At 33.2% G+C, this 12495-nt stretch carries 9 protein-coding genes; all 9 read right to left on the reverse strand.

The window, feature by feature from the left end:
* Positions 1-214: 214 nt before the first annotated feature.
* A complete protein-coding gene (locus ACH2BP_RS07295) occupies positions 215-565 on the reverse strand; it encodes a cytochrome C oxidase subunit IV family protein (protein WP_395058445.1) in 351 nt (116 codons plus the stop codon).
* Positions 566-590: 25 nt separating this feature from the next.
* Positions 591-1568, reverse strand: coding sequence for a cytochrome c oxidase subunit 3 (locus ACH2BP_RS07300; protein WP_395058447.1), 978 nt, complete (start codon positions 1566-1568; stop codon positions 591-593).
* Between the two features lie 40 nt (positions 1569-1608).
* On the reverse strand, positions 1609-2193 hold the full coding sequence (locus ACH2BP_RS07305; RefSeq protein ID WP_395058449.1) for a heme-copper oxidase subunit III: 585 nt from the start codon (positions 2191-2193) through the stop codon (positions 1609-1611).
* A 5-nt stretch (positions 2194-2198) separates the two neighbouring features.
* A complete protein-coding gene (gene cyoE / locus ACH2BP_RS07310; RefSeq protein WP_395058451.1) occupies positions 2199-3101 on the reverse strand; it encodes a heme o synthase in 903 nt (300 codons plus the stop codon).
* Positions 3102-3250: 149 nt separating this feature from the next.
* Entirely contained in the window at positions 3251-5368 is a 2118-nt protein-coding gene (locus ACH2BP_RS07315) for a gliding motility protein RemB (RefSeq protein WP_395058453.1), read from the reverse strand.
* A 10-nt stretch (positions 5369-5378) separates the two neighbouring features.
* Complete coding sequence (deoC, locus tag ACH2BP_RS07320; RefSeq protein ID WP_395058455.1) at positions 5379-6122, reverse strand: deoxyribose-phosphate aldolase; 744 nt, start codon at positions 6120-6122, stop codon at positions 5379-5381.
* A gap of 77 nt (positions 6123-6199) precedes the next feature.
* Complete coding sequence (locus ACH2BP_RS07325; RefSeq protein WP_395058457.1) at positions 6200-6604, reverse strand: VanZ family protein; 405 nt, start codon at positions 6602-6604, stop codon at positions 6200-6202.
* Entirely contained in the window at positions 6576-6956 is a 381-nt protein-coding gene (gene gcvH, locus ACH2BP_RS07330) for a glycine cleavage system protein GcvH (RefSeq protein ID WP_395058459.1), read from the reverse strand. The genes ACH2BP_RS07325 and gcvH overlap by 29 nt, the downstream gene beginning before the upstream one ends.
* A 68-nt stretch (positions 6957-7024) precedes the next feature.
* The coding region (gene sprA, locus ACH2BP_RS07335) for a cell surface protein SprA (RefSeq protein WP_395058461.1) at positions 7025-12495 on the reverse strand (5471 nt) is incomplete at its 5' end.

The following is a 12495-nucleotide window of genomic DNA, read 5'->3' on the forward strand; positions in this document are numbered from 1 at the left end:
TTTCCCATTTTGGTAATTCTTTATTATTTCTAGAAATAGTTGGCAAAAACAAGGAGTTGTGTGTTGCAGTTGCGAATACTAAATAAATTAATACTGGAAGTATTAGCAGGACAATGAGGACTAATTTATTTCTCATGAGGGAAAATATAATTTATTGAGTACAAAAATAAAAAAAGCTCCTGTAATAGGAGCTTTTTTTTTGAATTAATATGTTTTAAAAATTCCATTTTATGGTAGAATTTTTAAAAATCTCGAATATATAATCAGCTTCAACCAGCAAAATAAATACTAAGTAAATAACTAAGAACACTAATGTTCCTACAACTGCCCAACGTAAAGAAGCAGCTTCTCCCTCAAGGTGCATAAAAGCCCACATAATCCAGTATGCTTTATATACAGTTAAGATAATAAAAATCCAGTTTAACAATCCCATACTTAAAAAAGTATTAAATTGTAAAACTTCGGGCTTAACAATTCCTAAAATAACCTCAACTATTGTAATTATTGATAATAATCCGAAAACTTTCCAGATTCTTCCTACGTTTGATTCGTGTTCGTGTGACATAACAATATGTTTTCTATTATTAAAATTAAACTAAGTAGAAGAATGTAAATACAAACACCCAAACTAAATCGACAAAGTGCCAATATAACCCCACTTTTTCAACCATTTCATAACTTTTTCTCTTATCGTAAGTTCCTAAAAGTATATTGAAGAAGATTAAAACATTAATCATTACCCCAGAAAATACGTGAAAACCGTGAAATCCAGTAATAAAGAAGAAGAAATCAGCAAATAATTTTTGTCCGTATTCGTTACGAATTAAGTTTGCCCCTTCAACTACATATTGTGTTCCTTCTATTCTTTTTAGAGATTCTTCACGAGTTAAAGTAATTTTTTTCTTTGTTTTTGGATCGATAACTTCGGTACGAATTAATACATCTGAATGCGATTTAAATCCTTCCACAACTTCTTCTACTGAATAAGTTGGCAAAGTTTCGTCTCCAAAAAACCAAATTCCTTTGCTTTTAGTATCAGCTACTCTTTCGCTAGGAATATCGGCAGCGAATTCGCTAAGCGCAACTCTTTTGCCATCTTTATCTATAAATTGTAATATCGAACCGCCTTTAGTTTCAACAGCACCATATTCTCCTTTTATAAAGTTTTTCCACTCCCATGCTTGTGAACCTACGAATATAAAACCACCTATAATGGTTAGAAACATATAAATAATTACTTTTTCTTTTTTCATTTGATGACCAGCATCTACTGCCAGAACCATTGTTACCGATGAAAAAATCAGTACAAATGTCATAAATGCCACATAATACATAGGTGCTGAAACACCATGCATAAAAGGAAAGTGAGTAAAAACCTCATCGGCCAAAGGCCAAGTTTCGATAAATTTAAATCTTGAAAAACCATATGCTGCCAAGAATCCTGAGAATGTTAGCGCATCGGAAACAATGAAAAACCACATCATCATTTTTCCGTAGCTTATGCCCATTGGCTCTTTTCCGCCTCCCCAAGTTTTGCCTTCAGCACTAGTAGTAACTGTCGTTGCCATAGAATTGTATTTATAAAGTTGTCAAATTTACAATATTTTATTATTTTACGAAATATAAAAATAAAAACAAATATACCCAAAGAATATCTAAAAAATGCCAAAACATCGCACCAAGCTCTATACCAGTGCTTTGAGTTGAATTGTATTTTTGTTTAAAATGATTATAAATTATAATTAATAGAGAAATTAATCCTGCAACGAGATGTGCAAGGTGCAAAATAGTTAAAACATACAAGAAAGAAGACGTAACCGTACTCTCGCTACCTGTAAAAAAATAACCCATTTCGACTACTTGACTAAACCCATTAAATTGAAAGAAAATAAACGCAATTCCTAAAACTAATGTTCCTAAAAGGAATAATGTTGTGTTTTTTCTGTCATCTCTTTGTATTGCATTTTTTGCAAAATGCATCGTAATACTACTCAAAATTATAAGAATAGTACTTATTGTAAATGCTGATGGCAAAACCATAGTGTGTATCCAATCTTTTCGGGAAGAACTTACCAAGTAGGCACTCGTTAATCCCGCAAACATCATAAACATACTAATCATAGCGAAAAGCAACAATAATTTGTATGATCTTGCTTTTCTTTCGTTATGCTCTTTAATAGTCATTACTTCCATAATTATTATCGTAAAAATTTATCTGATATATATACCACTTGTATCAGTGATATGTAGGCAACACTTACTAACATTAATGTTTTCGCAGATTTATCGGTTTTGTTTTTGTATAATTTGATTGCATAAAAAAGCATCCACAAACCTAATAAACCAACAATTACAGCCGAAACAGTCGTTAAATATAATCTCCCTGTGTAACCAAAACTTGGCAAAACCGAAGCTGCTGTTAACCAAAGTGTGTATAAAATAATCTGCATTGCAGTTCCTTTGTCTCTTTTTCCTGTTGGCAACATATAAAATCCGCCTTTTTTGTAATCTTCAAATAAAAACCAGCCTATTGCCCAAAAATGAGGAAATTGCCAAAAAAATTGAATTAAAAACAAAGTTCCAGCTTCGATACCAAAATCGTTTGTAGCAGCAACCCAACCCAACATAAACGGAATTGCTCCTGGAAAAGCTCCCACAAAAACCGACAATGAAGTTACTGTTTTTAGTGGTGTATATACACAAGTGTATAAAAATATTGAAATCGCTCCAAACATTGCTGTTTTAGGATTTATCAGATACAAAATTGTTAATCCTATAATGGTTAAAACTGTTGCGATTATAAAAGCGGTATTTACTGACATTCTTCCCGCAGGAATAGGACGATTTTTAGTTCTGTCCATCAAAGCATCTAAATCTTTTTCGATAATTTGATTGTAAGCGTTTGAGGCACCAACCATACAATATCCACCAATGGCAAGCATGATAAGAACGTATACACTCGACGAATTAAACTCATGAATCCCTAGTAAATACCCAGCCAATGATGAGAAAACCACACTGATTGCCAAACCAGCTTTGGTAATTTCTTTGAAATCATTGAAAATAGATTTTATGGAAGAAAATGTATTTATTGTGCTCAAAGCAGAAATATTTATTTTTTAAAACTTTGCAAAGATAGGGATTAATTACGAATTAAAAATTACGAATTACGCTTGATATTGATTGTTTACAGAATATTTTACATTCTGACATACGCTATATATTTTAAACGTAATTCGTAATTGATACTTTAATAATCCAAATACCAATTAAACACATCAGCACGCAATCCTATCGAAAGCCAAGTAGTACTTTCTTTAAATATTGTAGTTGTATTTTCTTGTGGACTAAAGTTTCTGTAGATTACATTACCAAAAAGCTTTAGGTTTGTACTTGGGTTTAGCAAATATCCCACCTGAACATCAGCAATAAAAACATTGGTTTTATTTCCCTGTCCTATAGCAACACCTTTTTCATAAGCTCTTGAATCGTCGTAATCTTTGTAAATATTAGAACCATAATTCTTTGGATCGGTAACCGTATCAAAATCGAAACCACGAATTCCTACGCTTATTTTTGCATCGGCAAACAATCTGTTTTTATGAAAACGTGCAATTCCTGTTAACTCTTTAAAGTTAGATCCCCAATTATGCCCCATGCTTTGGTTGTTGTGACCGTAATTTGTAATGGCGTTACTATGCGCATAAACATAAGGACGCACATGGTTATATTCTGCTTGCAGGTATAAATTTTTCATCCCAAAAGCATTAAAATATTTCGCTCCCAACTGATAACCATATTTATTTTTCCAACTTTTTTCGCCAGATTTCATGTCGCCAAGCGAGAATTCGTCGAGCAAGAATTGTCCGTATAAATTAATATTATTATTCCATTTATACTTAGACGTAATCCCTAAAACTGCATTTCCGCTTCTGGCAGACGAAGAAAATTCGACCGAACGATAAAAAATAATTGGATTCACAAAATTAAGATCAAAACCACGATTGTTGTCGTTTGTCCAAATTACCGATTCGAAAAATCCAATATTTAATCTCTTTGAAGCATTCCAGCTCAAATAATGGTTTGCCATATATTTTGTAGCATAGGTTCTGTCTAGTGTTACATCTTTTCGAACATCTTTGAGCCACATGTAAGTATTAGTGTATTTTATTTTCCAAAAAGTAGTATTTATTTTAACAAACGGATACGGACTCGCACCATCGCCTTCCAGCAAAGAGCGGTAACCATCCCCTATAAAATTTCGGCTGTAACCCAATTGTAAATTCAAATGTTTACTTGGTGTGTAAGTAATATTCGCATCGGCAGAAGGGAAATCATATTTTGTAGTTTTAAAATCTTTTGCAATACCAATTCCTGGAATAATAGCTGGATTTCCGCCAGATGGCTGAATAGAATTTGCGTATCTGTTATAATAATCGGCAAAAACACCTTGACTTTCGTAAATGGTTGTCGTAAAGTCTAATTGTTCGCCTAATCCTCCTTGAATTTGAATTCCACGAGTATTTACATAAGTATAATCTTCGGTGCTTGGATTACTTTTTCCCATTCGTAAATCGAAAATAGGATTTAGTGTAAACCAATAATCTTCCCCTTGTATGGCAACTAAGTTTTCGTTAAATAATTTTCGTCCCCACCAACCTTCTTTCTTAATTTTGATTGCATTATAAGCTTCGTCAAAATTATGGTATTTTGCAACTTCAGAATAGGTATATGGTTTTGATGCCGTATGATTATTAGTACCAACTTGATTCATTTCGCCATCAAAATTGGTGTATAAATTATGCGAGAAAGGAATATTAAGATGGCTTTTGAATTGTGGATTTTTAAATTCTTTATAATTTAATTTTACAGATTCAAATTCTGGGTTTTCTTTGTTTGCTATAATTGAAGGCGAATTTGCATTTTTGTTTTCTTGTAATAATTTTTCTTGTGCAATTTCGGCCGCACTTTGCAACGGAATTGCTATTGTAATTGTATATTTTGCATAGGTTGGTTTTCCGTTATAAGTTGGTGGAGTAATTTTCGGCAAAGCCGAAAAAACCCTTTTTGTTTCAGTTATTAGTTCCGAATCTATTGCATCAACATACAAAACTTTGAATGTTCCTGTACTATCTACTTCAAATAACGTGATGATTTTTCCTTTGAAATTATTTTGTTTTGCAACCTCCGTCAATTGGAAATTCTTATAAACAAAATCTTGTAACTGATTGTTAAAACAAGTTTCTAATTCATGATTCATTGTGTTTTCGCATGCCGGAAAAACTGGAAATTTTTCTTGATTACTCACTTGCGAAAATGAATTTTGCCCTAAGAAAAAAACTGTAATTAGTAAAAGGTATTTTTTCATTGTATATTTTTTAATAATTTCCTGTAGCAACATTTCCATCTGCAATGGTTTTCGCTGCCGATGTTCCTATTCTTTTTACACCCAATCTAATCATTGCCAAAGCTTCCTCCAGCGTTCTTACGCCACCAGCTGCTTTTACAGGAAGTGGATTTGAGTTTTCTAACATTAAAATAATGGTAGGAATCGTGGCTCCGTTTGGCAAATTATCTTCTGTTTTATAAAAACCTGTCGATGATTTTACAAATATATGTGCAAAATTCTCTTCTTTAAAATTGGCTATAATAGTATTTTTTATTAATACCGAAATCTGAATAATTTGACGATCTGTTAGCGCTGCAACTTCAATAATAAATTTGACTGCTTTTTTGTGTGACAATCCCAATTGTGTGCAAGCAATAATTTCTTGCTTTATTAATGCTGTTTCTCCTCTTTTGAAAGCTTCATAGTTGATAACAAAATCAAGTTCATCTGCATGATTGTTTATCGCTTCTTGTGCTTCTTCTAATTTTTTATCTAAATTAGAATTTCCTTCAGGAAAATCGATAACGGTTCCTATAAGCACTTTCGAATTGGCTTTTTCAATCATTTCTTTAGCCAATTGTACTTTGTCAGGGCGAATCATAATCAACTTAAATTCCTCGCTAATCGCTTCATGAATGAAATTTTCGACCACTTTTGTGTTTTCAATTTCAGACAAATTGGCTTGCAATGCTGTTTTTAAGTAAGTAGAATCTATGTATTGCTTGATATTCATAATAATGAATTAACAAATTAAAGGTATAAAAATAGAAAAATCCCACCGAAATGGGATGTTTTTCTCATAATATTTATTTATCGAATACTTCCGATTTTTTTATTTTCTTTAAAGAATTTTGTTGCTACAAAAATCCCTACTAAAGTTCCTGCACTATTTGCAACAACGTCCCAAAAATCAGCTTGTCGAGTAGTTGTCATACTTTTTTGGGCAAACTCGATGGCTATTCCTAAACCTATCGAAATAAGCACTAGAACGATTTTATTGTTTAGTAATACACTGTTTTTAAATACTAAATACCGATACCACAAAATAACAAAACCAAAATAGAACGTAAAATGAACTACTTTATCTGCATTTTGAAAATTAATTTTCGGGACATTTACCGATGTTTTTAAACTTAAGTAAAGTATCAAAAATGTCCAAAAAAGAGCAATCCAAATAGCGTTTTTATTAGGCGCCAATAAGTGTTTTATAGTCATCACTAGAAAGTAGGTTTTCGATTTCAGATGGGTTAGAAATTCTCACCTTAATCATCCAAGCTTTTCCGTAAGGATCTACATTTACAACTTCTGGAGTTACTTCAAGTTCTTCGTTAAATTCGATAATTTCGCCAGAAAGCGGTAAGAATAAGTCTGATACTGTTTTTACAGCTTCCACTGTTCCAAAAACCTCATCTTGCGCTAAAGTTTGATCTAATGTTTCTACTTCAACATATACAATGTCTCCCAATTCTTTTTGAGCAAAGTCGGTAATTCCTATTGTAGCGATGTCTCCATCAATGCTTATCCATTCGTGATCTTTTGTGTACTTTAAGTTAGCTGGTATGTTCATTTTGTTGTTTAATTTTAATTTGAAACAAAAGTAAAATTATTACCGTAATAATCTTATTTTTTTAATAATTAATTTCCAAAGTTATATCTAATTGTAAATCCGGCACGAATTGCTGTTAATGGAAATGATGTTGAAATAACCGCTTTCGAGAACGAATAATCGAAAAAGAAAAGTGTTGTTAGGTTTTTGCTAAAAGAATAATCGGCGGTCAATTTTGCTGAAACAATGTTTTGTCCTCCTGCTAATTGGTTGTTATTATAATCTAAATTTCTAACTATTGTTTTGTTATTTCTAAAAGACACATCGCTTCTTATATTTACATCACTTTTTATTTCTCCCGTTGCATTGTCTGCCAATCTCGATTTTATTCTTACATCTTTTATACGATATCCTAGCCCAACAACATATTCGACACCTTTTAATTCGGTAAGTAAATTATTATCAAAACTTAATGACATGGTTCGGTCTTTTTTCATTTCGGCAAGAATTTTTATAGAGCTTTTCATTTCGAAATCCAATCTAACCAATGGACTAAATTGTTCAGTTAGATTTACGTTACCAATAATGTTTTTATTTTCAAAATTTCCACCAGTATCTGTAGATGCAGGGTCTGTATATTTGAAATTAGAACGGTACGAATTTATAGTGTAAGCTGCTTTATATGCGTGTTGTAATGAAAATCTTTTGAACTTATCTTTAAAGAATTTGTATCTCATAAGACCCGTATATTTCACAGTCCAATTAGGAATTGGAATATTCTTAAATGCTCCCAATGACACTCCAGAAGCATCACTTCCTGAATAAGCCGCCAAGAACGATGGTAATAAAACAGCTTGATTGTTTTTTCCGAAACCTACTGGATAACCAAAGTTCGGATTATTAACATCCGTAACTCTAGGGAATTGCGATGTTCCGTAAGAAATTGCAGCCAATCTATCGGCTACAACCAATCGGTTTTCTCTGAAATTATCAAATGCTGCCGATGTTGTTTCGTCACTTGCAGAAAATGCAGTTTTTATTAAGACTGTCGAGATAGAGAAATTTCCAGAGTTATAAGGCGAATGCGAGTTATAAACACCTCCAACTGCATCAAACTGTTCTGAAAAATTATCGGCATGAGTTCTGTCGGCAATTAAATCTATTTTTAAATCCGGAAATAACTCAATATTTGCATTTGCTGTTAGATGCTTAGTTTTTACTTGTGTAAAATTCTGATTAAACTCACTATAATTTGTGAGCCATCCGTTTTTAGCCGCTTCAAAACGTACATCATCTTGCAATCCGAATACGAATCCTAATGTTGGTTTAGATGAACCCAAGAATCCTACAGACGGCAAATAACCTGGAAGCATTGTTCCGCTAGTTTCGGTATAATTTATTTGAATATTTTTGATACTTGTAGCCAATCCTATTAATCCGTCTACAAAAACGTTAGGTTTTATTTCTTTAACCTTTGGCTTTGCAACTACTTTTTCTCCTGGTTTCGGAGCAGAAGGAGGTGTAACTACTGCTTTTGGTGTTTCTTTTTTTGCTCCTCTTTTTTTAAATCCAATGTATTTATAGAAAGTATCCATATTGAACGCTGTATTCAATTTGTGTGAACTTGCATTTTGGATTGTATTTCCTAAATCGTATGTATTACCATCACTAGCTTTGAATGACTGCAAAGCCAATGTAGCTCTTTGCCAAGAAGAATCTCCGATATAAGTATAATCTGATTTTATAAATGCTAAAGCTGGAATTTTGTTTATTGGCAATTCGTAGTTGGCCGTTAGTTGTTGCGAATGTTGGTTTGGTTCTCCAATATTCCAATAATCATTCCAAATAGTAAAATCGTCGATAGGATCATTGTTTGCATCAAAATAATTTCTAACCAAGTTTGCTGTGGTTGCTGTGTAATTGAATCTCAAACTTTTGGTCAAATTGTAATTAAATCCATAGTTATAATTAAACATATTATTGCGTTTGAACAATGGAGAAAGTTCGATTCCTTGCACTTCAATTTGTCTATATTGTTGTTTGTTATATTGTCGTAAAATAGTAGAACTAAAGTTGACACTTGTAGGCAAATAATTAAAATTAAAATCACTTAACATTTTCCAATAACTACTTTTCTTCAAAAATTTTGTTTTTTTGAATGGCTCTATCGCTTTTGGTTGAAACGTGTAAGCATAATCGGCAGAGGTCCTTACTTGTTGGTCTAACAATCCTTCTATTTCAAAATCATGGTGTTCAGTTTCGTTAAATGAGTAAGAAACGGTTAGATTTTCTGGATCGTAAAAATGTTGTTTTTGTTCTGCTCCACGGTCTTTTCTTACCCCAATAAAGTTGATGCTTTTTCTTTTTGTAAAATCGATAGCTCTATTTTTATATTCTGCTTTATCTATAGGGTCAGTAGTCACATCTAGCAATTGTTTTAGCTTAATATCCTGGTTAAACGGGTCATATTGCGGGGTAATTATTTCTTCGCCAACAGCATAATTAAACGGTAAATTTACACCCCATTTTTTAGGCAATAATTTTCCTAAATTTATATTAGTAACAATGTCATATTGCTTAGTATCTTCACGACTACGTTCGTTCGGACTTTGTTCTAACGAACCAAAACCAATGGTATTCATTCTCCCTGTTGCAGAAAGCGTCATAAAATCGGCAAGATTGGCATCTAAACTTGATACTGCCGCCATGCCTCCTTTGTTATCTACATCAGCTAGTCGAAGTTCGTTAAACCAAACTTCGCCACGAACATAATCGGTTGAACTTGGATTTTTGACACCCACCATTATGGTTCTTACATATCCAAAATTTGGATTCCCTTTGATACCCAGTCTCATTCCTGCCTTTGCAGAAGGGTCTAATGCTGTTGCATCTTGATAGAAAATACCATTTGTATCAAGAGGCTGGGTCCCTTTTAAGTTTAAAATTTTAAGTTGTGTTAACAACGCCGTTTGCAAATCGATCTCGTTTTCAGCTGGCCAAATATCGGTTGCTGAAGTTGCAGTTTGTGAAGTAATCTTTAAAGGCATTTCTATTTGATAGAAATTATTTGTAAAATCATTACCAAAACGAATAAAAGCTACCATTTTATTATCTTGAACAGGATTACCTTCTCCGACAGGAAATTCAGCTGATGGCATCCTTAAAGATTCGGCATGCAAGAACATTTTTAGTTTTTTGTACTGACGCATATCGACATCTACATTTTTGAAAACTGCTCTAGAATCTCCTGCTTCCAATCCTTCAGTTCCGTTTTTTGGAAGTGTTTTGTCGTAAACTTTTAACGAAAGTGATTGCTCATTTTGTTTAATTACCGAATTATTATTGTACAATTGTTCACGCTCTACATTTGGAGGAGATACATATCTTATAGGTAATCTATTGCTGTTTTCTTCGACATTTATAGCAGTCACATCAAAACCAGTTGGATCGTCAGTTGGATCTAAATCACTCGCTTGAAGCGTATTATTATATCTTCTCCATTCGCCACGGACCAAATCTAAAGCACCCAAACGAACAGTAACTTTATCTGTAAATCCTGACATAAACATACGCATAAAACGAATAGACCTAAAATCAGAAATTCCACCTTCTATATTTGTTGCTGTTGCTTCTAGAATTGGAATTTTAAACTGTATCCATCTTGCATCTGTCACGTTTCCGTTTGGAAGTGTTACTTCTGTTGTTCTTGAGTCAACAACGTAAGGATCTCCAACTTGGATATTTGGTTTTATTTTTACTGTAAATTTATAATACGCATCAATCGTGTTCATGGTATTATCTCTATTAATATCTTCTACATCGGGTGTTGTTGTAGAACCTCTATTAGTATCCGAAACATTTACAGGTGAATTGCCTTCTGCTCCGTTATAATTTTTATATCTATCGACAATTGAACCCGAAGCGCTTAGAAAATATTGGTAATTGTCTTGTGCTGGATCTGTACCTGCAAAGGTTGGGTATTTTGTATTTTCTTCAGCATCTGACAATCCATTGAGACCAACATCTTGTTGACTTCTATTAGCCTCGTTTGTATCGAAGGCATAAATTAAGGATTGTGATGCGGGAACTTTACCCCAGTTTGTTTCAATTACATTTGAGTTGGCTCCACCAGCTGGCAATCCGTTTTCGTACAATTTTCGCCCATCTTTCAAAACATCTTCTGAAATTTCACCTAGATTAAATGTTAATTCTCCTTCATTAACAGGATTTGCACTTCCAGTTCCTGTATAAGGATCTAACATCCAAAACTGGATATATTCTACATTTGCTTGCTCGAAATTTGTAGAAGAAATAGAACGCATAATTCCACCAAAATTATTTTGTGGTGTTGGTAAAATATTTCCTGATGCTGATGCGTTAAAATTGTATGGTCCTCGTTCCGTAGGATAATAAGTCATATCTAATGTAGAAACAACGGTGGTTTCTCCAACTGCAATATCAGTATTTGGATACAATTCTGAACTAAGAATCCTTCTGGTATCATTTCGAGAAATATCATTATCATTTATTCCTGCTGGTCGTTGTGCGGTATAAAAAGTGGGATCAATAGAATACCAAGACATTTTTGCACGTTTGTCATTGTATGTTAAATTGTTTTCTGCTATTTCTCCACCAAACCCAACTGGCGAACTAGACAAACTCCAAGCAAAGGGCGACTTCATATCTATTGCAGATTGCGAACCTTCAAAATCATCAACATACACTGTTGCTTCCCCCTCAAACTGGTCTGTTTTTGGGGTTCCAGGTTTTAAGAAAGCAACTTCTCCTCTGAAAGATAAATTAGAAGGAACGTCGGTATCTAAATTAGGTAATTTATTAACTAATCTGGTAAAAAATGGAATTTCGGTTGAATAATTTCCATTAGCTCCAAAAATGGTATTGTTTATAGATTCTTGACCATAATTTGTTTTTTGAGTAAATGGTCTTTCGGTCATTTTTAAGTATGTGGCACCAATTTGAAATTTATCAGAAAATTTATGTTCTACATTAATTCCCATAAATCTTCTGGTTTGCTGACCAAAAACTGCATTATTTTCGACCGAAACACTAATAGGTGTGCCAGAAGCTTGTAATGATGGATCTAGAATCTGCACACGTCCCGCCTGATAATTGACACTATAATCGATTCCTTCTTGTAAAACTCTTCCGCCGGCGGTAACCACTACCGAACCACGAGGCACATTTGTAGCACCAAGAGAAATTCCTTCTCCTCCACTAGATTTGTATTTCCCTTTAAGCTGGAATTTGTTTTTATCACTTTCTTGCATGGCTTGTGTTTGCGTTTTGCGATACAAGCTTGAGAAAACATATTTTTTCTGATTTGCATTATATGTATTTACATCTGCATAATCTTCTAAAGAAGCAGTGTTTTTTAATTTATCAAAAAGAAGTTCTCCAAATGGTTCTTTGGTTGTAAAAATGATTCGACCGTTTTGAGTGTCAACTGTTAGACCTGAAATAAAATCGAAAAAACCATCTCCTTTTTTCTGAGGATCATTATTGTAATCTAATTTATCCATATTAAAAACCCTTAACAATG

Origin of the sequence: Flavobacterium sp., assembly GCF_043756175.1 — a bacterium.
Lineage (GTDB): Bacteria > Bacteroidota > Bacteroidia > Flavobacteriales > Flavobacteriaceae > Flavobacterium.

Excerpts from the sequence above, each read along its gene's own strand:
- ACH2BP_RS07295 (WP_395058445.1), bottom strand. The coding sequence starts at position 565 with ATGTCACACGAACACGAATCAAACGTAGGAAGAATCTGGAAAGTTTTC.
- ACH2BP_RS07300 (WP_395058447.1), bottom strand. The coding sequence starts at position 1,568 with ATGGCAACGACAGTTACTACTAGTGCTGAAGGCAAAACTTGGGGAGGC.
- ACH2BP_RS07305 (WP_395058449.1), bottom strand. The coding sequence starts at position 2,193 with ATGGAAGTAATGACTATTAAAGAGCATAACGAAAGAAAAGCAAGATCA.
- ACH2BP_RS07315 (WP_395058453.1), bottom strand. The coding sequence starts at position 5,368 with ATGAAAAAATACCTTTTACTAATTACAGTTTTTTTCTTAGGGCAAAAT.
- deoC (WP_395058455.1), bottom strand. The coding sequence starts at position 6,122 with ATGAATATCAAGCAATACATAGATTCTACTTACTTAAAAACAGCATTG.
- ACH2BP_RS07325 (WP_395058457.1), bottom strand. The coding sequence starts at position 6,604 with ATGACTATAAAACACTTATTGGCGCCTAATAAAAACGCTATTTGGATT.
- gcvH (WP_395058459.1), bottom strand. The coding sequence starts at position 6,956 with ATGAACATACCAGCTAACTTAAAGTACACAAAAGATCACGAATGGATA.